23 protein-coding genes and 4 tRNA genes are annotated in these 22,160 nt (G+C 67.2%); 13 read left to right on the top strand and 14 right to left on the bottom strand.

Annotated elements, in window-relative coordinates; genetic code table 11:
• The 11 genes from rpoB to WC493_RS08795 form a co-directional block, all read right to left on the bottom strand.
• Positions 1-2,666: DNA-directed RNA polymerase subunit beta (gene rpoB / locus WC493_RS08845; RefSeq protein WP_373064669.1), on the bottom strand; the 2,666-nt coding region annotated here is incomplete at its 3' end.
• A gap of 157 nt (positions 2,667-2,823) precedes the next feature.
• Entirely contained in the window at positions 2,824-3,201 is a 378-nt protein-coding gene (gene rplL, locus WC493_RS08840; RefSeq protein ID WP_373064667.1) for a 50S ribosomal protein L7/L12, read from the bottom strand.
• Between the two features lie 45 nt (positions 3,202-3,246).
• Positions 3,247-3,771: a 50S ribosomal protein L10 gene (gene rplJ, locus WC493_RS08835; RefSeq protein ID WP_373064665.1), complete on the bottom strand. Its 525-nt coding sequence runs from the start codon at positions 3,769-3,771 to the stop codon at positions 3,247-3,249.
• 323 nt (positions 3,772-4,094) lie between these two features.
• Positions 4,095-4,787 carry a 50S ribosomal protein L1 gene (rplA, locus tag WC493_RS08830; protein WP_373064663.1) on the bottom strand — a complete coding sequence of 231 codons (693 nt, stop codon included), beginning with the start codon at positions 4,785-4,787 and terminating at the stop codon, positions 4,095-4,097.
• A 4-nt stretch (positions 4,788-4,791) separates the two neighbouring features.
• Positions 4,792-5,220: a 50S ribosomal protein L11 gene (rplK, locus tag WC493_RS08825; RefSeq protein ID WP_373064661.1), complete on the bottom strand. Its 429-nt coding sequence runs from the start codon at positions 5,218-5,220 to the stop codon at positions 4,792-4,794.
• A 169-nt stretch (positions 5,221-5,389) separates the two neighbouring features.
• Positions 5,390-5,920, bottom strand: a complete 531-nt coding sequence (nusG, locus tag WC493_RS08820; RefSeq protein ID WP_373064659.1) for a transcription termination/antitermination protein NusG — start codon at positions 5,918-5,920, stop codon at positions 5,390-5,392.
• 3 nt (positions 5,921-5,923) lie between these two features.
• A complete protein-coding gene (secE, locus tag WC493_RS08815; RefSeq protein ID WP_373064657.1) occupies positions 5,924-6,121 on the bottom strand; it encodes a preprotein translocase subunit SecE in 198 nt (65 codons plus the stop codon).
• Between the two features lie 142 nt (positions 6,122-6,263).
• A tRNA-Trp gene (locus WC493_RS08810) sits at positions 6,264-6,339 on the bottom strand.
• A gap of 21 nt (positions 6,340-6,360) precedes the next feature.
• Positions 6,361-7,551, bottom strand: coding sequence for an elongation factor Tu (tuf, locus tag WC493_RS08805; protein WP_373064655.1), 1,191 nt, complete (start codon positions 7,549-7,551; stop codon positions 6,361-6,363).
• 94 nt (positions 7,552-7,645) lie between these two features.
• A tRNA-Gly gene (locus tag WC493_RS08800) sits at positions 7,646-7,719 on the bottom strand.
• A gap of 82 nt (positions 7,720-7,801) precedes the next feature.
• Positions 7,802-7,887 (bottom strand) — tRNA-Tyr (locus tag WC493_RS08795).
• 293 nt (positions 7,888-8,180) lie between these two features.
• Here WC493_RS08795 and WC493_RS08790 point away from each other — a divergent pair.
• From WC493_RS08790 to WC493_RS08735, 12 genes are all read left to right on the top strand, one after another.
• Positions 8,181-8,840: a TetR/AcrR family transcriptional regulator gene (locus tag WC493_RS08790; protein WP_373064653.1), complete on the top strand. Its 660-nt coding sequence runs from the start codon at positions 8,181-8,183 to the stop codon at positions 8,838-8,840.
• Positions 8,837-9,787, top strand: coding sequence for an HlyD family secretion protein (locus WC493_RS08785; protein WP_373064651.1), 951 nt, complete (start codon positions 8,837-8,839; stop codon positions 9,785-9,787). The genes WC493_RS08790 and WC493_RS08785 overlap by 4 nt, the downstream gene beginning before the upstream one ends.
• Entirely contained in the window at positions 9,784-10,701 is a 918-nt protein-coding gene (locus WC493_RS08780; protein WP_373064649.1) for an ABC transporter ATP-binding protein, read from the top strand. The genes WC493_RS08785 and WC493_RS08780 overlap by 4 nt, the downstream gene beginning before the upstream one ends.
• On the top strand, positions 10,698-11,846 hold the full coding sequence (locus WC493_RS08775; protein WP_373064647.1) for an ABC transporter permease: 1,149 nt from the start codon (positions 10,698-10,700) through the stop codon (positions 11,844-11,846). Before WC493_RS08780 ends, WC493_RS08775 begins: the two co-directional genes overlap by 4 nt.
• A 27-nt stretch (positions 11,847-11,873) precedes the next feature.
• Positions 11,874-12,776 (top strand): 23S rRNA (guanosine(2251)-2'-O)-methyltransferase RlmB, encoded by a 903-nt coding sequence (gene rlmB / locus WC493_RS08770; protein ID WP_373064645.1) that lies wholly within the window; start codon positions 11,874-11,876, stop codon positions 12,774-12,776.
• Positions 12,777-12,807: 31 nt separating this feature from the next.
• The gene (locus WC493_RS08765; RefSeq protein ID WP_373064643.1) at positions 12,808-13,737 is read left to right on the top strand and encodes an oxidoreductase; all 930 of its coding nucleotides are present in this window, start codon (positions 12,808-12,810) and stop codon (positions 13,735-13,737) included.
• Positions 13,738-13,766: 29 nt separating this feature from the next.
• A tRNA-Thr gene (locus tag WC493_RS08760) sits at positions 13,767-13,841 on the top strand.
• A 58-nt stretch (positions 13,842-13,899) separates the two neighbouring features.
• The gene (locus WC493_RS08755; RefSeq protein ID WP_373064641.1) at positions 13,900-14,493 is read left to right on the top strand and encodes a TMEM175 family protein; all 594 of its coding nucleotides are present in this window, start codon (positions 13,900-13,902) and stop codon (positions 14,491-14,493) included.
• A 128-nt stretch (positions 14,494-14,621) separates the two neighbouring features.
• Entirely contained in the window at positions 14,622-15,032 is a 411-nt protein-coding gene (locus WC493_RS08750) for a DUF4332 domain-containing protein (protein ID WP_373064639.1), read from the top strand.
• A 28-nt stretch (positions 15,033-15,060) separates the two neighbouring features.
• Positions 15,061-16,692, top strand: coding sequence for a DUF2491 family protein (locus tag WC493_RS08745; RefSeq protein ID WP_373064637.1), 1,632 nt, complete (start codon positions 15,061-15,063; stop codon positions 16,690-16,692).
• 26 nt (positions 16,693-16,718) lie between these two features.
• Complete coding sequence (locus tag WC493_RS08740; protein WP_373064635.1) at positions 16,719-17,135, top strand: DUF350 domain-containing protein; 417 nt, start codon at positions 16,719-16,721, stop codon at positions 17,133-17,135.
• Between the two features lie 41 nt (positions 17,136-17,176).
• A complete protein-coding gene (locus tag WC493_RS08735; protein WP_373064633.1) occupies positions 17,177-17,947 on the top strand; it encodes a hypothetical protein in 771 nt (256 codons plus the stop codon).
• 18 nt (positions 17,948-17,965) lie between these two features.
• Here WC493_RS08735 and WC493_RS08730 read toward each other — a convergent pair whose 3' ends face one another.
• Positions 17,966-18,295: a hypothetical protein gene (locus WC493_RS08730; RefSeq protein ID WP_373064631.1), complete on the bottom strand. Its 330-nt coding sequence runs from the start codon at positions 18,293-18,295 to the stop codon at positions 17,966-17,968.
• Positions 18,296-18,418: 123 nt separating this feature from the next.
• Complete coding sequence (gene ftrA / locus WC493_RS08725; protein WP_373064629.1) at positions 18,419-19,408, bottom strand: transcriptional regulator FtrA; 990 nt, start codon at positions 19,406-19,408, stop codon at positions 18,419-18,421.
• 83 nt (positions 19,409-19,491) lie between these two features.
• Between ftrA and WC493_RS08720 the strand changes: the two genes are divergently transcribed.
• Positions 19,492-19,890 carry a rhodanese-like domain-containing protein gene (locus tag WC493_RS08720; protein WP_373064627.1) on the top strand — a complete coding sequence of 133 codons (399 nt, stop codon included), beginning with the start codon at positions 19,492-19,494 and terminating at the stop codon, positions 19,888-19,890.
• Positions 19,891-20,045: 155 nt separating this feature from the next.
• On the opposite strand, the gene leuA is transcribed toward WC493_RS08720, so the two are convergent.
• Positions 20,046-21,767 carry a 2-isopropylmalate synthase gene (leuA, locus tag WC493_RS08715; RefSeq protein ID WP_373064625.1) on the bottom strand — a complete coding sequence of 574 codons (1,722 nt, stop codon included), beginning with the start codon at positions 21,765-21,767 and terminating at the stop codon, positions 20,046-20,048.
• Positions 21,768-22,160 lie beyond the last annotated feature (393 nt).

The raw sequence follows: 22,160 nt of genomic DNA, 5'->3' as shown, positions 1-22,160 counted from the left end.
TTCACCTCGGCGCCGATGTAGACGATGCCCGCCTCGTCGAGGTTCTTCAGGCCTTCTTCACCGATGTTCGGAATGTCGCGGGTGATTTCCTCGGGCCCGAGCTTGGTGTCGCGGGCCATCACTTCGAATTCCTCGATATGGATCGAGGTGAAGACGTCTTCCGACACGATCCGTTCGGAGATCAGGATCGAGTCTTCGAAGTTGTAGCCGTTCCACGGCATGAAGGCGACGAGCACGTTGCGGCCGAGCGCCAGCTCGCCGAGTTCGGTCGAGGGACCGTCGGCGATGATGTCGCCCTTGTTCACGCGGTCACCCACCTTCACTAGCGGACGCTGGGTGATGCAGGTGTTCTGGTTCGAGCGTTGGAACTTGAGCAGCCGGTAGATGTCGACGCCCGGTGCCGCCGGATCCGGCTCTTCGGTCGCCCGCACGACGATACGGGTACCGTCGATCTGGTCGACCACGCCGGTGCGCCGCGCGACCTGGGTCACGCCCGAGTCACGCGCCACCGTGGCTTCCATGCCGGTGCCGACCAGCGGCGCTTCCGCCTTGATCAGGGGCACGGCCTGGCGCTGCATGTTCGAGCCCATGAGGGCGCGGTTGGCGTCGTCGTTCTCGAGGAACGGGATCAGCGCCGCGGCGACCGAAACGAGCTGCTTCGGCGACACGTCCATGAGCTGGATCGACGACGGCAGGCGCATTTCGAACTCGCCCCGCTCACGGCAGGACACGAGGTCGGCGGTGAAGTGGCCCTCTTCGTCGAGCTCGGCATTGGCCTGGGCGATCGTGTATTTGCCCTCTTCCATGGCCGAGAGATAGACGACCTCGTTGGTCACCTTGTTGTCGATCACCTTCCGGTACGGGGTCTCGATGAAACCGTACTGGTTCACGCGGGCATAGGTCGCCAGCGAGTTGATCAGGCCGATGTTCGGGCCTTCCGGCGTCTCGATCGGGCAGATGCGGCCGTAATGCGTCGGGTGCACGTCGCGCACCTCGAAGCCGGCGCGCTCGCGGGTCAGACCGCCCGGCCCGAGGGCCGAGAGACGCCGCTTGTGGGTGATTTCCGACAGCGGGTTGGTCTGATCCATGAACTGGCTGAGCTGCGACGAACCGAAGAACTCGCGCACCGCGGCGGCCGCGGGCTTGGCGTTGATCAGGTCGTGCGGCATCACGTTCTCGATCTCGACCGAGGACATGCGCTCGCGGATCGCGCGCTCCATGCGGAGCAAGCCGATGCGATACTGGTTCTCCATCAGTTCGCCGACCGAGCGGACGCGACGGTTGCCGAGGTGATCGATGTCGTCGATCTCGCCGCGGCCATCCTTCAGCTCGACCAGGGTCTTGATCACCGCGAGGATGTCGTCCTTGCGCAGCGTGCGCTGGGTGTCGGGCGTGACCAGGCTGAGGCGCGAGTTCATCTTCACGCGGCCCACGGCCGAGAGGTCGTAACGTTCCTCGTCGAAGAACAGGCCCTGGAACAGCGCCTGCGCGGTCTCGAGGGTCGGCGGCTCGCCCGGACGCATGACGCGATAGATCTCGATCAGCGCCTGCTCATAGGACTGCGCCTTGTCCGCCATCATGGTGCTGCGGATATAGGGCCCGACCGTGACGTGATCGATGTCGAGGGTCTCGAATTCGGGCACGCCCGATTCCTCGAGCAGCTTCACGCTGGCCTCGGTCAGCTCCTCGCCGGCCTCGATCAGGATCTCGCCGGTCTCTTCGTTGATCATGTCGATCGCGGCATAGCGGCCCACGAGGTCGCTCGACGCGACGAAGAGTTCCTCGACGCCTTCCTCGCGCAGCTTCTTGGCCATGCGCGGCGTCACCTTGGTGCCGGCCGGCACCACGACCTTGCCGGTCTTGGCGTCGATCAGGTCGACCAGCGGCTTCACGCCGCGCAGACGGTCCGGATCGAAGGGGCTGCGCCACTGGCCCTGGCCGGCGCTGCCCGACCGGCGGAACACCAGCGTGCGATAGAAATGGGTGAGGATTTCCTCGGCGGTCATGCCGAGGGCGAAGAGCAGCGTCGTCACCGGCAGCTTGCGGCGGCGGTCGATACGCACGTGCACGATGTCCTTGGCGTCGAACTCGAAGTCCAGCCAGGAGCCGCGATAGGGGATGACGCGGGCGGCGAAGAGATATTTGCCGCTGGAATGGGTCTTGCCGCGGTCGTGGTCGAAGAACACGCCCGGCGAACGGTGCATCTGGGAGACGATCACGCGCTCGGTGCCGTTCACGACGAAGGTGCCGTTCGCGGTCATCAGCGGCATGTCGCCCATGTAGACGTCCTGCTCCTTGATGTCGAGCACGGACTTGGCGCCGGTGTCTTCGTCGGTTTCGAAGACGATCAGGCGGAGCGTAACCTTGAGCGGTGCGGCGAAGGTCATGCCGCGCTGCTGGCATTCCTCGACGTCGTACTTCGGCTGTTCGAGCTCGTATTTGACGAACTCGAGATGCGCGTTCTCGGAGAAGTCCTTGATCGGGAAGACCGACTTGAAGACCCCTTGGATGCCCGTATCGGGGCGCTTCTCGACAGGCACGTCCATCTGCAGGAACTGATCGTAGCTCGACTTTTGAACCTCGATCAGATTCGGCATGGTGGTCACTTCGGGGATGCGCCCGAAAGACTTACGGACCCGCTTGCGGCCGGTGAAGGAAATCGCCATGGGACCCTCGCGACAACGTCATCGCTGCACCTGCCTGCTGATGCGCGGTCCGGGGTGCAGCATCCGGTCCGCGATCGCCCGTCCGGGCCGGCCCTCTTCGGAGGGAGACCGGAGGCGGGAAACCCGCCTCCGGCCGGAAACTACGCGATCAGCGAAGTTACTTGACGACGACCTTGGCGCCAGCCGACTCGATCTGCGCCTTGATCTTCTCGGCTTCGTCCTTGGAGACGCCGGCCTTGACTTCCTTCGGCGCGCCTTCGACGAGGTCCTTGGCTTCCTTGAGGCCGAGGCCGGTCACGGCGCGGACTTCCTTGATCACGTTGATCTTCTTGTCACCGGCTTCCTGCAGGATGACGGTGAATTCGGTCTGCTCTTCGACCGGGGCGGCGGCAGCGGCCGGGCCGGCAGCCGCCGCGACGGCGACCGGAGCGGCGGCGGAGACGCCCCACTTCTCTTCGAGCAGCTTGGAGAGCTCGGCGGCCTCGATCACGGTGAGGGCCGAGAGTTCTTCGACGATACGGGCCAGATCAGCCATTTTGATACTTCCTTAGTCTTTCCTGGATTGGGTTGATGAGGTGGCTCACGCCGCCTGCGCCTCGTCCTTCTTGGCATAGGCCGAGAGCACCCGAGCGAGCTGACCGCCCGGCGCCTGAAGCACCGAAGCGATACGCGAGGCCGGGGTCTGGATCATGCCCAGGAGCTTGGCACGGAGTTCGTCCAGCGACGGCAGGGTCGCCAGGGCCTTGATGCCCTCGACGTCCAGCCGGGTCCCGCCCATGACCGCGCCCTTCAGAACGAACTTGTCGTTCTTCTTGGCGTAATCGACCGCGACCTTGGCCGCGGCGACGGGGTCGCTCGAATAGGCGATCGCAGTCGGGCCTTTCAGCAGGTCCGCGATGCCTTCGAACTTGGTGCCCTGGAGCGCAAGCTTGGTGAGCCGGTTCTTGGAAACCTTGAAGCTGGCACCGGCAGCGCGCATCTGGCGACGGAGATCGGTGATCTCCGAGACCTTCAGCCCGCTGTAGTGACCGACGACCACCAGAGACGTCTCGCTAAAGACGCCCGAGAGGGTCTCGACCAGCTCCTTCTTTGCGGCTCTGTCCACCTTGTTACTCCCGAGTTGCCCAAGGACACACCATGCGTCCCCGGGCGGTTTCTGCCAGAACCGCGGGCAGCCCCGCGGTCCGTGACACCTGTCCCAGGAAAGACCCGATCGAAGCCCGGTGACCCGGGCCGAAAATCGAGCTACTCCCGTCTATGCTGGCGGATATTAAGCACCCAGGGCAGGAACCCAGGGCACACCAGCAGTCTCGGACAGGGCGGCGATCCGTTGCCGGACCGCCCTTCCCGGATCTGTCGATCCGGGAAACCCTGAAAGTCCCCAGACCCAGGGCCTGGGGACTTCCAAACCTTCCAGCTTCAGGGTCGTCAGGCGACGACCGAAGCCACTTCGACCTTCACGCCGGGGCCCATGGTCGAGGACAACGCCACCTTTTTCAGGTAGGTGCCCTTGGCGCCCGTGGGCTTCGCGCGGTTGACCGCATCGACGAAGGCCTTGATGTTCTCTTCCAGCGCTTCCAGGGTGAAGCTGGCCTTGCCGACACCGGCCTGCAGCACGCCGGCCTTTTCGACGCGGAACTCCACCTGGCCGCCCTTGGCCGCCTTCACCGCCTCGACGACGTTGGCAGTCACGGTGCCGAGCTTCGGGTTCGGCATCAGGCCGCGCGGGCCCAGCACCTTACCGAGCTTGCCGACCACGACCATCATGTCGGGGGTCGCGATGCAGCGGTCGAAGTTGATGTTGCCGGCCTGCACTTCGGCCGCCAGATCGTCGGAACCGACCACGTCGGCACCGGCCTTCAGCGCGGCTTCGGCCTTGTCGCCCTTGGCGAAGACGGCGACGCGCACGGTCTTGCCCGTGCCGTTCGGCAGGGTCACGACGCCGCGCACCATCTGGTCGGCGTGACGCGGGTCGACGCCCAGGTTCAGCGCGACCTCGATGGTCTCGTCGAACTTGGCGACGGCGCGTTCCTTGATCATCTTCACCGCTTCAGTCAGCGGATAGTTCTTCGTGCGGTCGATGCCCTCGGCCGCCTTCTTCAGACGCTTTCCGACAGCCATGGGATCACTCCTTCACCGAAAGGCCCATCGACCGGGCAGAGCCGGCGATCTGGCGCGCGACGGCATCGACGTCGTTCGAATTCGAGTCCTTGATCTTGATGGCGGCGATCTCGTTGATCTGCGCCATCGTGACCGAACCGACCGTGCCGCGACCCGGGGTGGTCGAGCCCTTGTTCAGGTTGGCGGCCTTCTTCAGGTAGAAGGTCACGGGCGGGGTCTTGGTCACGAAGGTGAACGACTTGTCCGAATAGACAGTGATCACCACCGGGATCGGAATCCCCTTCTCCAGGCTCGCGGTCGCCGCGTTGAATTCCTTGCAGAACCCCATGATGTTCACGCCGCGCTGACCGAGCGCCGGGCCGATCGGCGGCGAGGGGTTGGCGGCACCCGCCTTCACCTGCAACTTGATGTAACCATCAATCTTCTTTGCCATGTCATCCCTCCTGGCCGACCCTCAAGCGAAGGTGGCCGGTTCAACAGAGAGGTCGTCGGTGCGGCCCCTGGTGGACTTTTCCAGGTTGGCCTCCCAGACCGGCCCGTCCCCGCGTCGGCGGTTCGAGGCCCCTCGATGCCCGGCTTGCGCCGGGCCCACATCTCCCGGATCAGATCTTCTCGACCTGGGAGAATTCCAATTCGACCGGGGTCGCCCGGCCGAAGATCGACACCGCGACCTTGAGACGCGAACGCTCCAGGTCGACGTCTTCCACCACGCCGTTGAACGAGGTGAAGGGGCCGTCGGCCACCCTGACCTGTTCGCCGATCTCGAAGGAGATCGTGGACTTCGGCCGCTCGATGCCCTCCTGCACCTGGTGCAGGATGTGCTGCGCCTCACGCTCGGAAATCGGCGTCGGCTTGCCGGCGGGGCCGAGGAAGCCCGTCACCTTCGCGGTGTTCTTGATCAGGTGGTAGCCCTGATCGCTCATTTCCATCTTCACCAGGACATAGCCCGGGTAGAATTTCCGTTCGGCCGAGACCTTCTGGCCACGGCGCACCTCGACCACTTCCTCGGTCGGCACCAGCACTTCGAGGATCTGGTCCTGCATGCCGTGCTGTTCCGCCTGTTCGCGGATCGCCCCGGCGACCTTCTTCTCGAAGCCCGAGTAGGCGTGGACGATGTACCAGCGCGCTGCCATGGCTCAAGCTCCCATGCCGAGGACGAATTCGACCGCCTTGGCCAGGCCGACATCGACGACCAGGAAGAACAGCGAGGCGACGACGACCATGATGAAGACCATCAGGGTCGTGATGCCCGTCTCCTTGCGCGACGGCCACGCCACCTTGGACACTTCCTGGCGGACCTGCCGGGCAAATTCGATCGGACTCGGCTTGCTCATGCCCTGTCACTCATCCTTGACTGCCCGGGAAGACCCGGTTCGTCTCGTCCAAATCCAACGAGCCGAGGGCCGAGGCGCGATTTCCCGCGCCCGGCCCCTGCTCTTCTGACCATTTACGCCCGGCCAGCCCCTCATCGGGACCTGGCAGGAGTGGAGGGGCTCGAACCCCCAGCCCCCGGTTTTGGAGACCGGTGCTCTACCAATTGAGCTACACTCCTGTACCCCGACCGGGTAACCCCTTATTTCAGGATCGAAGCGACGACGCCGGCACCGACGGTGCGGCCGCCTTCGCGGATCGCGAAACGCAGACCCTCGTCCATCGCGATCGGCGCGATCAGCTCGACTTCCATGGCGACGTTGTCGCCCGGCATGACCATCTCGACGCCTTCCGGCAGGGTCACGACGCCGGTCACGTCGGTCGTCCGGAAGTAGAACTGCGGACGGTAGTTGGTGAAGAACGGCGTATGACGGCCGCCCTCTTCCTTGGTCAGGATGTAGGCTTCCGCCTTGAACTTCGTGTGCGGCGTGATCGAACCCGGCTTGGCCAGAACCTGGCCACGCTCCACGTCGTCACGGCCCACGCCACGCAGCAGCGCGCCGATGTTGTCGCCCGCCTGGCCCTGGTCCAGCAGCTTGCGGAACATTTCGACGCCGGTCACGGTCGTCTTCTTCGTCGCCTTCAGGCCGACGATCTCGACTTCCTCACCGACCTTCACCACGCCGCGCTCGACACGGCCGGTCACCACGGTGCCGCGGCCCGAGATCGAGAACACGTCTTCGATCGGCATCAGGAACGGACGGTCGATCGGACGCTCCGGCTGCGGGATGTAGTCGTCCACAGCCCGCATCAGCTCGAGGATCGCGTCATGACCCAGCTTCTTGTCCGAGTCGTTCAGCGCGCAGAGCGCAGAGCCCTTGATCACCGGAATGTCGTCGCCCGGGAACTGGTAGGACGACAGCAGCTCGCGAACTTCGAGCTCGACCAGCTCCAGAAGTTCCGGATCGTCGACCATGTCGCACTTGTTCAGGAACACCACCAGCGACGGCACGCCGACCTGGCGCGCCAGCAGGATGTGCTCGCGGGTCTGCGGCATCGGGCCGTCGGCCGCCGAAACCACCAGGATCGCGCCGTCCATCTGCGCCGCGCCGGTGATCATGTTCTTCACATAGTCGGCGTGGCCGGGGCAGTCGACGTGGGCATAGTGCCGGTTCGCCGTCTCGTATTCGACGTGCGCCGTCGAAATCGTGATGCCGCGGGCGCGCTCTTCAGGCGCCTTGTCGATCTGGTCGTAGGCCGTGAACGTCGCACCACCGGTCTCCGCCAGAACCTTGGTGATCGCCGCCGTCAGCGACGTCTTGCCATGGTCGACGTGACCGATCGTCCCGATGTTGCAGTGCGGCTTCGTCCGCTTGAAACTTTCCTTGGCCATTTCCGCCGTCCGTCTAAAACATCGACCCAGTTGCATGGACAGACGGCGCCCGCCGCTGCCCGGAAATTCGTCTCGCCAGCAGCTCCGCCGAGCCTGGAGCGGGTGATGGGAATCGAACCCACACAACCAGCTTGGAAGGCTGGGGCTCTACCATTGAGCTACACCCGCGCACCAATCCGGCTGACTGTTCCCGCCTCGACCGTTCCGTCGTCCGGGATCCGGGCCCCTGGTCCCGCGGCCCGCAGGCCTGTGGTGGAGGGGGTTGGATTCGAACCAACGTAGACATTCGTCGGCAGATTTACAGTCTGCTGCCATTGACCGCTCGGCCACCCCTCCACTCAGGGTGTGACGCGCAGGAGCACCTGCCCGCCAGAGCGCCGCACTATGGTGATTTGGCAGCCCTTGTCAATCGGAAACGAAGAGCATCCACGCGGAAGCCTCGCCGACCCCCGGTAGGGCGCGGCAGGCCTCGCATTCCGGCCTGTCCTATGTGGGGTCGCGCAGACCCGGGACAAGGCCGGCGCCTGCGAATCGCCGTGCCCGATGGTCGCAGGCGCCATGCGGCGCTTGCAATGATTCTCGGTCCGGACAATAAATAACTGACTGGTTATTTAGTAATTGGCTCCATCATGACGGAACCCGATTCGACCGCGGAGGGGCCGCGCTGGCGCCGCCGCAAGGAAGCGCGCCCGGCCGAAATGCTGGAAGCGGCCCTGCCGGTCTTCCTGAAGAAGGGCTTCGCCGCCGCTCGGATCGAGGACATCGCGGCCGCCGCCGGGGTGACCAAGGGCACGGTCTATCTCTATTTCCCATCGAAACAGGCGATCTTCGAGGCGGTGGTACGCCAGGCGATCTTGCCCCGGATCGACATGGCGGAAGCCCTGGTCGCCGGCCACCGGGGCCCGGCCGCCCCCCTGCTGGCCCGCCTGATCGAGGAATTGGGCGGCCGGGTGGTGACCACCGATCTCGCCCATATCGCCAAGCTGGTGATCGCCGAGGCGGGCAATTTCCCCGAGATCGCCCGCTTCTACCGGCGCGAGGTGATCGCCCGGGGCGAATCGCTGATGAGCCGGGTCTACGCCCTCGGCGTCGCGGGCGGCGAATTCCCCGACCTGCCGATCCCGATCGTGACCAAGCTGATCATCGCCCCCGTGCTGATCGCCGCGATCTGGCGCACCACCTTCGCCCCCGTCGACGACCGCCCCTTCGATCCCATCGAGCTGATCCGTGCCCATGCGCGGGTACTGACCGCCGGCCTCGGCGCCCTTGCCCGGAAGGACCTGGAATGATCCCGTTCCGCCACCTCGCCGTCACCACCGCCCTGCTGCTCGCCGCCTGCGACAATGGCGGCGGGACCAGCGTCCAGGGCTATGCCGAAGGTGAATTCCGTGCCCTCGCCCCCTCCGTCGCAGGCCGGCTGCTCGCGCGCGCGGTCGCGCGTGGTGATCATGTCACCACCGGCACCCTGCTCTTCACCGTCGACCAGACCGCGGCCCGGGCGGCACGCGACCAGGCACAGGCCCAGCTCGCCCAGGCCAAGGCCAATCTCGCCGATCTCGCGACCGGCGCCCGGCCGGAAGACATCGCCGTGTTCGACGCGGAGATCGCCGAAGCCCGCGCCGCGGTCGAGAACACGCGCCGCGACCTGGTCCGGATCGCCAGCCTGGCCAGCGCCGCCAACGCGAGCCGGGCCGCCCTGGACAATGCCCAAGCGGCGAGCGACCAGGCCCGCGCCCGCCTGGATGCCCTGACCGCCCAGCGCGCGGTCGCCGAACTGCCGGCGCGGGCCGACCGGCTCGACGCCGCCAAGGCCGCCGTCGGCGCCGCCGAAGCCGCCCTGGCCGCGGCCGAATTCCAACTCTCGGAAACCGAGGTGCGGGCGCCGGCCGACGGCACGGTGGCGGAAACCCTGCGCGATCCGGGCGAGATGATCGCGGCGGGAAGCCCGGTGCTGACCCTGCTGCCCGACGACGGCACCAAGATCCGCTTCTTCCTGCCCGAGCCCCTGCTGCCCCGGGCCGCCATCGGCGCCACCGTGCGCCTCGCCTGCGACGGCTGCGGCAGCGACCTCGCGGCCAAGGTCACCTATGTCGCGCCCAAGGAGGAATTCACCCCGCCCACGGTCTACACCGTGCAGAACCGCCGGACCTTCGTCTATCTGGTCGAGGCGCGGCAGACGGCGGGCGCCCCGCTGCGCCCCGGCCAACCCCTCGACGTCACGCTGGTGACGCCATGACCGGCCTCGCCATCGACGTCGCCGACCTCACAAAATCCTTCGACGGCAAGGTGGTGGTCGACCATCTGACGGTCCGGGTCCGCCAGGGCGAGATCATGGGCTTCCTCGGCCCCAACGGCAGCGGCAAGACCACGACGATCCGCATGCTCTGCGGCCTCCTGGTGCCGGACGCGGGGCGGGGCACCTGCCTCGGCCTCGATGTGCTGCGCGAGAGCGGGCAGATCAAGCGCCAGGTCGGCTATATGACGCAGAAATTCAGCTTCTACGAGGATCTGACGATCGCCGAGAATCTGAATTTCGTCGCCCGCGTCTTCGATCTCGACCGGCGAAAGGAGCGGGTCGCGGAGACGCTGGAACGGCTCGGCCTGACCAATCGGCGGAACCAGCTTGCCGGCTCCCTCTCGGGCGGCTGGAAGCAGCGCCTGGCGCTTGCCGCCTGCATCATGCACGAGCCGAAGCTCCTCCTGCTCGACGAGCCCACGGCGGGCGTCGATCCCAAGGCAAGGCGGGAATTCTGGGACGAAATCCATCTGCTCGCGGCCGAGGGCATGACCGTGCTGGTCTCGACCCACTATATGGACGAGGCCGAGCGCTGCCACCGCATCGCCTATATCGCCTATGGCAAGATGCTGACCGAAGGCACGGTCGAGCAGGTGGTAGCGAGCGCCGGGCTTTCCACCTTCGCCGTCTCGGGGGCGGAGCCGGGCGCTCTGGCGCGGCGCCTGCAGGGACGGCCGGGCGTCGACCTGGTGGCGCCCTTCGGTACCGTGCTCCATGTCTCCGGCCGCGACCGCGCGGCCCTGGCCGCGACCCTGGCAGCGGAGGCGGCGGATTACCGGGTCAGCCCGGACGAGCCGACACTGGAAGACGTGTTCATCCTGCTGATGAACCGCTCGGCGGACAATTTCCAATGAACGGCGGGCTCTCCCTCGGCCGGCTGGCCGCCATGGTGGCGAAGGAATTCATCCAGATGCGGCGCGACCGCGTCACCTTCGCCCTGCTGATCGGGATTCCGATCCTCCAGCTCATGCTCTTCGGCTTCGCCATCAACAACGACCCGAAGGGCCTGCCCACCATCGTGCACGAGGCCGAAGCCGGGCCGCATTCCCGCTCGATCCTCTCGGCCTTGCGCAATTCCGGCTATTTCCGCATCACCGAGGAAGCGGCGACGCGGGCGGAGGTGGACCGCGCCCTCGAACTCGGCCGGGTGCAATTCGCCGTCACCATTCCGGCCGGCTTCGAGCGCGCCCTGCTGCGGGGCGAGACGCCCCAGGTCCTGATCGAGGCGGACGCCAGCGACCCTTCGGCGACCGGCAATGCGATCGCGGCGCTGGCCCGGGTCGCCACCGATGCGCTGGCCCACGACCAGGGCGATTTCCAGGGCACCCCGCTCGAGGCGAAGCCGGCGCCGGCCCAGCCCTTCGAACTGGTCGTGCACCGCCGCTTCAACCCGGACGGCATCACCCAATACAATATCGTGCCCGGCCTGATCGGCGTCATCCTGACCATGACCATGGTGATCACCACGGCGATGGCCATGACCCGCGAGCGCGAGCGCGGCACGATGGAAAACCTGCTCGCCATGCCGGTCCATCCGATCGAGGTGATGGCGGGCAAGATCGTGCCGCCGATCGGCATGGGGGCGATCCAGGTCATGGTGGTGCTGAGCGCCGCCCGGCTCCTGTTCGGGGTACCCATGACCGGCTCCTTCCCGGCCCTGATGATCGCCGTGATGCTGTTCATCGCGACCAACCTCTGCATCGGCTTCACCTTCTCGACCGTGGCCAAGAACCAGCTCCAGGCCATGCAGATGTCCTTCTTCTTCTTCCTGCCCTCGATCCTGCTGTCGGGCTTCATGTTTCCCTTCCGGGGCATGCCGGTCTGGGCCCAGCGGATCGGCGAATGCCTGCCGCTGACCCATTTCTTGCGCGTCGTGCGCGGCGTCATGCTGCGGGGCAATTCCTTCGCCGAAGTGGCGGCCAACGCCTGGCCCATGCTGGTGATCCTGGTGGTGGTCACCGTGGTCGCGCTCAACCGCTATCAGCGCACGCTGGACTGAGCGCCGGCCCCGCGCCTATAAGGCACCATGAACACGCGCAAGCCGGGCGGTCGCGGCCCCTTCGACAAGCAGAAACAGGGCGCCCCGAAAGCCGGTGGCGGCCCCAGGCCGGGCGGCCCGAGCCGCAAGCCGGGCAAGCCCGCGCCCAGGCCCCAGGCCCCACAGGCCGAACGCGAACGCCGCGCGCCCCAGGCGCCGCGCGAAGGCGGCCTCTGGCTCTATGGCCAGCATCCGGTCGCCGCCGCGCTCGAAAACGAGGCGCGGCGCTGCCATCGCCTGGTGACCACGGCAGAAGCGCTGGAAGATTTGCCGCCGGCCGTGCTGAAGGCGGTGCGCGCCCGCGACATTCCGGTCGAATCCGCCCCGAAGGACGTGCTGGAACGCCTGCTGCCCCCGGGTTCGGTGCACCAGGGCCTGGCGCTCAAGGTCGAGCCGCTGGAAGAGCTGGGCCTCGACGAGGTCTGCGCCCGGGACGACGGCGAAAAGGCCGTCGTCGTCGTGCTCGACCAGGTGACCGATCCCCACAATGTCGGCGCCATCCTCCGCTCGGCCGCCGCCTTCGGCGCCCGCGCCGTGGTGGTGACCGACCGCCATGCCCCCGGCGCCACCGCGGTGATGGCGAAATCGGCCTCCGGCGCCTTGGACATCGTGCCGCTGGTCCGCGTCGTCAATCTGGCCCGCGCGCTCGATCAACTGGGCGAGATGGGCTATTGGCGGGTCGCCCTCGACGGCGACGCCGAAAAAACCCTGGCCGAGACCGACACGACGGGCGCCGTCGCCCTGGTGCTCGGCGCAGAAGGTGTGGGCCTGCGCCGCCTGACCCGCGAACGCTGCGACACCGTGGCCCGCCTGCCGATCACCGGGATCGAATCGCTCAATGTGTCGAATGCGGCAGCAGTAGCCCTTTACGAAGTGGTGCGGGCGCCCTGATCCTCTGCGCGAGACGGAGGGGGGAATCGTCATGACCTGGAGCATTCGGGACATTCCGGACCAGACCGGCAGGCTGGCCGTGGTCACCGGCGCCAACAGCGGCCTCGGCTACCATGTCGCCAACGCGCTGGCAGCCCGCGGTGCCCAGGTCGTGCTGGCCTGCCGCGACCGCACCAAGGCGGAAGCCGCGGTCGATGCCATCCGCGCCAACGAGCCGGACGCCCATGTCCAGTTCCGCCCGCTCGACCTCGCCGACCTCGATTCGGTCGCAGGCTTCGCCGCGGCAATGGCGGCCGATTTCGGCCATATCGACGTTCTGGTGAACAATGCCGGCGTCATGGCCCTGCCGCTCACGCGCACGACGCAGGGCTTCGAGATGCAGGTGGGCACCAACCACCTCGGCCATTTCGCCCTGACCGGGCACCTGCTGCCACTGCTGGAGAACGCTCCGGCGGCGCGCATCGTCACGGTGGCGAGCCTGGCCCATCGCACCGGCAAGATCGACCTCGACGACCTGAATTGGGACCGCCGCGCCTACGACAAGTGGCAGGCTTACGGCCAGGCCAAGCTGGCCAATCTGCTGACCGCGATCGAGATGCAGCGCCGCCTGACCCGGCTCGGTGCCCGCAGCGTCAGCCTGGCCGCCCATCCCGGCTTTTCCGCGACCAACCTGCTCATGACCGGCCCCCGGATGGAGAATTCCGCCCTGGGCAAGGCCGCCATGGCCTTCAGCGGCGCCGTGCTGGCCCAATCCGCCGACCGCGGCGCCATCCCGATCATCCACGCAGCGACCGCCCCCGGCCTCGCCCCCGGCAGCTATTGGGGCCCGAACGGCCCCTTCGAACTGTGGGGCCGCACCCCGGTCCCGGCCCGCGCCCTGCCCAAGGCGCAAGACCCGGCGGTGGCCGCCGGCCTCTGGACCCTCTCGGAACGCCTGACCGGGGTTTCCTGGCTGGACTGAGACGAAGGCTGTCGCTAAGAAGAGCCCGTGCCCTTGTAGCTCAGCGGTAGAGCAGCGGTTTTGTAAACCGAAGGTCGCGGGTTCAATCCCTGCCGGGGGCACCATTTCCTTCTCCCGCGCGATCGTGCACCATGCCGGCGTCTTGGGCCAGGCGAGGGATTCATGGGCAAGGGGCGGCTGGAAGCCTTCACCGATGGCGTCATCGCCATCATCATCACCATCATCGTGCTCGAACTGAAGGTGCCGGAGAGCGACAGTCTCGAAGACCTGCTGAAGGCGGCGCCGGTGTTCCTGGCCTATGCCTTCTCCTTCATCAACGTCGGGCTCTATTGGAACAACCACCATCACATGCTGCACGCGACCAAGAAGATCGACGGGCGCGTGCTGTGGGCCAATCATGCCCTGCTGTTCTGGCTCTCGCTGGTGCCCTTCGTCATCCGCTGGGTCGACGAATCGCATTTCTCGCCGCTCTCCTGCGCCGCCTACGGCGTGGTCATGGTGATGGCGGCGATCGGCTATATGGTGCTGGAGCGCTGTATCGTCGCCTGCAACGGGCGCGACGCGGCGCTGGCCCGGGCGGTCGGCGCGGACTGGAAGACCCGGGTCTCGATCGTCGCCTATGCGACCGCCATCGGCCTTGCCTTCGTCAGTCAATGGCTCGCCATCGCCATCTATGCCGCGATCGCGGCGGCCTGGTTCATTCCCGATCGCCGGATCGAGACGGTTCTGCTTCGCGAAGAAGGCCGGGCGGAATAGACTGACAAAAAAGACGAGGGCTGACATGCGACCCGCCGGGGGCTTGCCACGGCGGCATCTGGCTGTACCCTCGGCGGCACCGGACGCCGGGGGGGCAGCAAACCGGTACTGATCAGGGGAGTCAGCGAATGTCGTCTTATCCAATCGAGAAGATCGAAGGCATCGGGCCCGTCTACGGCGCCAAGCTGAAGGCCGCCGGCATCGACACCACGGGCGAGCTGCTGGCCGCGGCGACCACGCCCGCGGGCCGCGAAGCACTGGCCGAGAAGACCGGGCTCACCACCCACCAGATCCTGGAATGGGCGAATCGCTCGGACCTGATGCGCATCAAGGGTATCGGCGAAGAATATGGCGACCTGCTGGAAGCCGCCGGAGTCGACACGGTGAAGGAACTGAAGCACCGCATTCCCGCCAACCTGCACAAGAAGCTGGCCGAGGTGAACGAGGCCAAGTCGCTGGTGCGCCGCCTGCCCAGCGAGGCCGAGGTGGCCGACTGGATCGAACAGGCGAAGAGCCTGCCCGCCACCCTGACCTATTGATCCGCGGATTTCCCAGACGAGGACGGCGATGACCGGACGGAACGCAGGCCACCGGGCCGGGCGCTGGCTGGCGCTCGCCCTCGCCGCCTGCCTCGGCTTCGGACCGGCGGCGGGGAGCCTCTCGGCCCCGGCGCTCCGCCTTCTGCTCGGCACCGGCGTCGCGGCCGGTGTCGTCTCCGGCCTGCTGGTGCCGGCCGATCCGGCCGAAGCGCGCCGTTCCTCGTCGAGCGGCGGTTATTCCCGGCCGAGCAGCGGCGGATCGAGCCGGACACCGTCCTTCGGCGGCTCCTCGGGCTCGTCCTCCAGCGGCGGCTATGGCCGGCCGTCCGGCTCCGGTTCGTCGTCCGGCTATTCCTCGGGGTCTTCGGGCGGCTATTCCGGCTCGGGCTCCGACCGGGACGCCTCGCGCGGACAGTCGCGCAATGCCTTGGACGACTTCTTCGCACCGGCCGAGCGCACGCCCTCCGCGGGCAGCGGCAGCTCGAGTTCCAGTAGCAGCCGTCGCCGGCCGAGCAGCGATTCCTACGACCCTTACGGCTATTACGGCGGCCGCGGCTATCGCCCGCCCGACTATGCCTTCGGCGGCCGGTCCAGCTTCGGCATCTTCGATGCCGTGCTGCTCTGGTATCTGCTCGACAGCCTGTCGACGCCGTCCCACGCCCAGTTCTTCCGCGACAACCAGAACGACCCCGGCTACCAGGCTTGGCGCCAGGAGGCGGAACAGCGCGCAGCCAGCGACGCCGATCTGCGCGCCAAGCTGGCCGAACTGGACCGCTCGATCGCCTCGGGCAGCGCCGATCCGGCGCGCGCCGGGCAACTGCCGTCCGACATTCCCGACACCGTGGGGCGGGCGCGCGATCTTTCCGGCGGGCCCGGCATGGGCACCATCCTCATCGTCATCCTCATCGGCGGGTTCATAATCTACATGATCTGGCGAACCTCCCGCGGCAGCGGCAAGACGGGCGGTGCCCCGCCCAAGACAGTGGGCGGCGACGGCTCGGTCCTCGGCTCGGCCACGGCGATCCTGCGCAACAAGCTCTCCGGCGCGGTCTACAAGCCGGAACTGTTCCGCCCGGGCATGCCGCTCGCGCTCGACCAGACGCCCTTCATCCTGGCCGACGGCAAGACCAAGGTGGTGGCGCCGCGCTCGGCCGGGGGCGGCGGCCAGGTCGGGGTCGAGGCGATCGGCACCGCCTCGGATCGTTCCGGTACCTATCACCGCCTTTATCTCGAAGACGAGGGCGCCTTTTTCCAGCTCGTTCTGGACGGTCAGGGCCAGCCCTCGGAATGCCGCTATTTCTCGAAGCTCGACGAGGTCCAGCCGGCCGACCGCGACGAATGGGGTTTCTGGCTCGACAAGCAGGACGGCATGATCGGCTGGCCCGAATTCCAGACCAAGGACGGCCAGACCTATGCCCGCGCCTGGTCGCCCGGCGGCAGCCGCGTGCCGCCCCGCGACCTCGACGAACAGGTCCGGACCCTGGACGGCACCACGGCGCGCAAACTCCACTGCATGCTTTATGCACGGAAGACCGGCCTCGCCGACCCGGCGCCCGAAACCGAATATCTCCTGGTCACGGCGGCTGACGCCGCCGGCCAGGCCTTCGTCGAGCTTCACGCCGGCATCGACATCAATCCCGCCGCGCTCTCGCTGAGCTGACGGCGGAACGACCACAGGGGCAGACCATGATGGACCATATCTTCGCCATGCTCGGCACCGCCTTGCCCAACCTGCTGCTCCAGCTCGGCGTCACCGCCCTGCTGCTCGGCCTCGGCGTCTTGATCTATCAGGCGATCACACCCTTCGACGAACGCCGCCTGATCGGCCAGGGCAACAAGGCGGCCGGCATCGTCTTCGGCGCTTCCGTGCTGGCGCTGGCGATCCCGCTCGCGGCCACCCTGGCGACCACGACCGTGCTGATCGACATCGTCATCTGGGGCGTGATCGCATTGGTCGTGCAGCTCGTCACCCTGGTGGTGATCTCCCTTGTTTTCCGGGGCATGAAACGCCAGATCGAGGCCGACAATGTCGCCGCCGCCTTCGGCCTGGCGGCGGCCCAGATCGCCGTCGCCCTGCTCAACGCCGGCGCAGTCGCCGGCTGATCCGTTCCGCCTGCCCATTCCGCCTGCATGAGAGGATGCCCATGTTCACCTTCATCAAGAACCTTCTCGGCGTGAAGACCGACCAGGCCGTGCAGTCCGGCCTCGAAGCCCTGGTCCGCTGGGACCCCAAGGCCGCGACCGAAGCCGAACTGCGCACCATGGAGCAGCATCTCGACGAGCTCGGCACCGAAGTGGGCCGGGCACGCCAGTCGCTGATCAAGGAACAGAAGGAGGCGGACGCCATCAAGACGCTGTCCGACCAGCGCCTGGCCGCGGCCGAGAGCCTGCAGAACCAGATGAACGCGGCGAACGACCCCGAGCGCCGGGCCAGCCTCGAAAAGAGCCTGACCCAGCTCCTCAAGCTCTTGGAAGAAATGGCGCCCGAGATCGACCGCGAGGCGAAGGATGCCGAGGACGCCAAGGAATTCCTGGCCCAGCTCGAAGAAGCCTATGCCGGCGCGGGTGCCAAGATGAAGCAGGCGCGGAGCGAGCTCGAACGCGCCCAGCGCCAGATGAGCCGCGCCGAGCAGCAGCGCGACATGGCGGAGCGTCAGGCCGACGCGGCCAAGCGGGCGGCCGGCCTCGTCGGCACCACCTCGGGCCTCAACGTCGCCCTGAAGGCGATGCAGGACGCCGCCGACAAGGACCTGATCGCGGCCGAGGCGGCCAATGCCAAGGCGAAGCTGCTGAAGCCGACCAAGCCCGAGGAAGAGGATGCCAATATCGCCGCCGCCCTGGCGGAAGCGGCCGGCCCCAAGCCGACCACGGTGACCGACCGCCTGGCCGCGCTGAAGGCCAAGCTCGGCAAGTGAGCCTGTCTCGGCGGTGCGTCAGCGCACCGCCGAGCTGCCCTCGAGCGTGATCGGGCGCTGGGTCGCCCCCGGCGGCACCACCGAGGGCGGATAATCGGTCAGGGCCTTGGTGACGAGGTCGCTGTCATCCTGCAACGGGATCTGACCGTTCTGTTCCTGCGCCTTCTTGACCGCCGCGGCGGCCCCGGTCAGGGGCGGGGCCGGCGGCGGCGGGGCCGACAGCAGGGGCGGCCGCTCGTCCGGCTGTTCCTGGGCGAGAGCGGGTGCCGCAGCGAAAGCCGCCACGCCCAGCGCAACCAGGGCCGCGGCGATCCCGAAGCGATCGATTCTGAGATGGTCGGAGGTCATCTTCACTCTCCTCTTGCGGACGCTGGGGGGTGCGCCCGCGGAATCGTTAACTGTGGCCAGAGACTAGAGCCATTTCGGCACGAGCGAAATCGGCATGGTCCGGCCAAGGACCCGGTCGCCGCTTCACTGTGGCATGGCGGGCGCACCGAAACGGGCGCGGTAGGCCGCCGGCGCCAGTCCCAGGCGGCGCCTGAAATGATGGCGGAGCGTGGCGGCCGTGCCGAAACCACAGGCCTCCGCCACCTGCTCGACCCCCGTCCGCCCCTCTTCCAGCAATTCGCGCGCCCGGGCGATCCGCTGCGCCAACAGCCATTCGCCAGGCGCCATGCCGGTCGCCGCCTTGAAGTGGCGGATGAAACTGCGGAGGCCCAGACCCGCCGCATCCGCCATCCCGGCCAGGCTGTGCGGCTGCTCCAGGCTGGCGAGCAGGCGGTCCAGCAGCGGCGCCAGGCGCGCCTCCGGCCCCGGGCGGGGCACCGGGCGTTCGACGAACTGGGCCTGGCCGCCGTCGCGATGGGCCGGCACCACCAGGCGCCGCGCCACCCGGTTGGCCGCCGCCGCCCCGAAATCGCGCCGCACCAGATGGAGGCAGAGGTCGAGGCCGGCGGCACTGCCGGCCGAAGTGAGCACCTGCCCCTCGTCGACATAAAGCACATCGGGATCGACCGTGACCGCCGGGAAACGCGCCGCCAGCACCGGGGCGTGGCGCCAATGGGTGGTTGCCCGCCGCCCGTCCAGAAGCCCGGCGCCGGCCAGCACGAAGACGCCGGAACAGATCGAGAGCAGCCGGGCACCCCGGGCATGAGCCCTGCGCAACGCCGCCACCAGGGCCGCCGGCAACGGCGCCTCCGCCCCGCGCCAGCCCGGCACCACGATGGTCCCGGCCACTTCCAGGAGGTCGAGCCCGCCGTCGACCATGATCCGGACCCCGCCGGTCGCCCGGAGCGGCCCCTCGTCCACCGCGGCGACGGCGAAGCGATACCAGTCCGCCCCCATCTCCGGCCGGTTCAGGCCGAAAACCTCGACCGCCAGGCCGAATTCGAAGGTGCACAGCCCGTCGTAGGCGAGCGCCACGACGAGCCGGTCCGGCGAGGGATCGTCGCGTTTTGTCATGATCTCGATGGTAATCGGCAATCGTGCCATCTGCCAGCCCAGCAGTGACCCTGGCAGCCTGGGCAGGAAGGAGGACCGCCGCCATGACCACGCCCGTGACCGAACATCCCGCCGCCAAGCCCGCCGAGGCCCAGGCCCATTTCCGCCGCAAGCTCGGCTTCGAGACCGATTGCTGGGACGTGCGGGAGACCATGGCGCGCGGCGCCGCCGATTTCGTGCTGCTCGACGTCCGCGGGCGCAAAGCCTTCGCCGAAGCCCATGTCCCCGGTGCCGTCAACCTGCCACACCGCGACCTGTCGGAACGCCGCCTGGCCGGCTACCCGGCCGACACGCTCTTCGTCGTCTATTGCGCCGGCCCCCATTGCAACGGCGCCGACCGCGCGGCGCTGCGCCTCGCCACGCTCGGCCGCAAGGTCAAACTGATGATCGGCGGCATGACCGGCTGGGCCGACGAGGGCTTTCCCTTCGAGACAGCGCTATAGGCCGCTATGCCGAACCGGGAGGGGGGAAAATCCCGTCATGGCCGTGCTTGACACGGCCATCCACGAGAACACCGCGCTGGGCCGGGAGGCGTGGATCGCCGGGTCAAGCCCGGCGATGACGATTAAGGACTGTCTTTCCCGACGATGATGCTGCCTTACTTCGCCGCAGTACCGGCGGCCGCAGCGGCAGCGTGCAGGCGGTTGGCGGCGCTGGCCACGGCCTTCAGGGAAGCCACGGTGACGTTGCGGTCGCGGCCGACGCCGAACAGGGTGCGGCCGCCTTCACCCTTCATCTCGACATAGGTGACCGCCTCGGCGTCGGCGCCCTTGCCGACCGCGTGCTGGCTGTAGTCGACCACTTCGAGGGCGATGCCCAGTTCCTTGGCCAGGCTGTCGCAGAAGGCGTCGATCGGGCCGGTGCCGGTGCCATGGGCTTCCTTCACCTGGCCGTAGAGCTTCACATGGGTGGTCATGGCCGAGCGATGGGTGTCGCTGTTCGGCAGGGTCAGGTGGTCGACGAATTCCAGCGGATATTTGGCATCCAGATATTCCTTGCGGAACATCTCGTAGAGTTCGGCCGGGCTCACTTCCTTGCCGGTCGCATCGGTATGCTGCTGGACAACGCGGCTGAATTCGATCTGCAGCTTGCGCGGCAGATGCAACCCGTATTCCATTTCCAGCAGATAGGCGACGCCGCCCTTGCCGGACTGGGAATTGACCCGGATCACCGCCTCGTAGGTGCGGCCCAGGTCTTCCGGATCGACCGGCAGATAGGGCACTTCCCAAACGATGTCGTTCTGCTGGCGGCGCGCGTTCAGGCCCTTCTTGATGGCATCCTGATGGCTGCCCGAGAAGGCGGTGAAGACCAGCTCGCCGGCGTAAGGATGGCGCGGGTGAACCGGCAGCTGGTTGCAATATTCGGCCGTGCGGCGCAGCTCGTCGATATCGTTGACCACCAGCTTGGGATCGACGCCCTGGGTGAACATGTTCAGCGCCAGGGTGACGACGTCGACATTGCCGGTGCGCTCGCCATTGCCGAACAGCGTGCCCTCGATCCGGTCGGCGCCGGCCAGCAGGCCCATTTCGGCCGCGGCGACGCCGGTGCCCCGGTCGTTATGGGGATGCAGCGACAGGATATAGCGGTCGCGCCATTTGGTGTTGCGCACGAACCATTCGATCTGGTCGGCATAGACGTTGGGCGTCGCCATTTCGACCGTGGCCGGCAGGTTGAAGATGATCTTGTGCTCGGGCGTCGGCTGCCAGACGTCCATCACCGCCTCGCAGATCTCCCTGGCGAAGTCGAGTTCGGTCCCGGTGAAGCTCTCGGGCGAATATTCCAGGACGATTTCGGTCTCCGGGATCAGATGCACCAGGCTCTTCACCAGGGCGGTGCCTTTGACCGCGATGTCGACGATGCCGGCACGGTCCAGGCCGAAGACGACGCGGCGCTGCAGGGTCGAGGTCGAATTATACAGGTGCACGATCGCCCGCTTCGAGCCGCGGATGGCGTCGAAGGTCTTGGTGATCAGCTCTTCCCGCGCCTGGGTCAGGACCTGGATGGTCACGTCGGCCGGGATTTCGCCGTTGTCGATCAGGAAGCGGCAGAAGTCGAAATCGGTCTGCGAGGCCGAGGGGAAGCCGACCTCGATTTCCTTGAAGCCCATGGCGACCAGGGTGCGGAACATGCGCAGCTTGCGGTCATGGCCCATCGGCTCGATCAGGGCCTGATTGCCGTCGCGCAGGTCGACGGAGCACCAGATCGGCGCCTTGTCGATCGTACGCGAGGGCCACTGGCGGTTCGGCAGGTCGATCGGCGGGAAGGCGCGATACTTCTCGATCGGCATCGATACAGCGGTGGGGGCGGGCTGGGCGGACATTGCGGATTTCCTTGAAGGCGATGTGTTCGGTCGGTTTCGGGGTCCGGGTCAGGCCGCGGCGGCAGGACGGAGATGCGCCACGGCCCGGCTAAGTCGCAGCCGAAGACGACTGGGAAGCAGACGACCGAAATCCGGTGATCGAGCAGGATCCGACATGGAAGTGAACTTTACCGATGGGGAGGACAGGACGACAGGAACAGGGTGTTCCACCCGACGCCGAATGCAGGCGCCGGTCAGATAAGTCGGCCGAGGAGGGTCCCGATCGCGTAGGTCATCATGGGGCACACCATGAACGCGAGGGCCGGCCGCGGTCAAGCCCAGAATCCTGGAAAAACTCCAATTCCCCGGCCGGACCCCACGCGCTGTCATGTGCGGAGCGCATTGCTTCCGGAA

This window comes from Zavarzinia sp. (assembly GCF_041650655.1).
Lineage (GTDB): Bacteria > Pseudomonadota > Alphaproteobacteria > Zavarziniales > Zavarziniaceae > Zavarzinia.
Note: the sequence above shows the minus strand (reverse complement) of the source record. Positions and strands in the feature narration are given on the sequence as shown.

Coding starts and splice junctions, on each gene's coding strand:
- rplL (WP_373064667.1), bottom strand. CDS start 3,201: ATGGCTGATCTGGCCCGTATCGTCGAAGAACTCTCGGCCCTCACCGTG.
- WC493_RS08780 (WP_373064649.1), top strand. CDS start 9,784: ATGACCGGCCTCGCCATCGACGTCGCCGACCTCACAAAATCCTTCGAC.
- nusG (WP_373064659.1), bottom strand. CDS start 5,920: ATGGCAGCGCGCTGGTACATCGTCCACGCCTACTCGGGCTTCGAGAAG.
- WC493_RS08740 (WP_373064635.1), top strand. CDS start 16,719: ATGATGGACCATATCTTCGCCATGCTCGGCACCGCCTTGCCCAACCTG.
- WC493_RS08775 (WP_373064647.1), top strand. CDS start 10,698: ATGAACGGCGGGCTCTCCCTCGGCCGGCTGGCCGCCATGGTGGCGAAG.
- WC493_RS08750 (WP_373064639.1), top strand. CDS start 14,622: ATGTCGTCTTATCCAATCGAGAAGATCGAAGGCATCGGGCCCGTCTAC.
- WC493_RS08735 (WP_373064633.1), top strand. CDS start 17,177: ATGTTCACCTTCATCAAGAACCTTCTCGGCGTGAAGACCGACCAGGCC.
- WC493_RS08720 (WP_373064627.1), top strand. CDS start 19,492: ATGACCACGCCCGTGACCGAACATCCCGCCGCCAAGCCCGCCGAGGCC.
- WC493_RS08755 (WP_373064641.1), top strand. CDS start 13,900: ATGGGCAAGGGGCGGCTGGAAGCCTTCACCGATGGCGTCATCGCCATC.
- WC493_RS08745 (WP_373064637.1), top strand. CDS start 15,061: ATGACCGGACGGAACGCAGGCCACCGGGCCGGGCGCTGGCTGGCGCTC.
- WC493_RS08730 (WP_373064631.1), bottom strand. CDS start 18,295: ATGACCTCCGACCATCTCAGAATCGATCGCTTCGGGATCGCCGCGGCC.
- WC493_RS08790 (WP_373064653.1), top strand. CDS start 8,181: ATGACGGAACCCGATTCGACCGCGGAGGGGCCGCGCTGGCGCCGCCGC.
- rplA (WP_373064663.1), bottom strand. CDS start 4,787: ATGGCTGTCGGAAAGCGTCTGAAGAAGGCGGCCGAGGGCATCGACCGC.
- leuA (WP_373064625.1), bottom strand. CDS start 21,767: ATGTCCGCCCAGCCCGCCCCCACCGCTGTATCGATGCCGATCGAGAAG.
- tuf (WP_373064655.1), bottom strand. CDS start 7,551: ATGGCCAAGGAAAGTTTCAAGCGGACGAAGCCGCACTGCAACATCGGG.
- WC493_RS08765 (WP_373064643.1), top strand. CDS start 12,808: ATGACCTGGAGCATTCGGGACATTCCGGACCAGACCGGCAGGCTGGCC.
- ftrA (WP_373064629.1), bottom strand. CDS start 19,408: ATGACAAAACGCGACGATCCCTCGCCGGACCGGCTCGTCGTGGCGCTC.
- rlmB (WP_373064645.1), top strand. CDS start 11,874: ATGAACACGCGCAAGCCGGGCGGTCGCGGCCCCTTCGACAAGCAGAAA.
- secE (WP_373064657.1), bottom strand. CDS start 6,121: ATGAGCAAGCCGAGTCCGATCGAATTTGCCCGGCAGGTCCGCCAGGAA.
- rplK (WP_373064661.1), bottom strand. CDS start 5,220: ATGGCAAAGAAGATTGATGGTTACATCAAGTTGCAGGTGAAGGCGGGT.
- WC493_RS08785 (WP_373064651.1), top strand. CDS start 8,837: ATGATCCCGTTCCGCCACCTCGCCGTCACCACCGCCCTGCTGCTCGCC.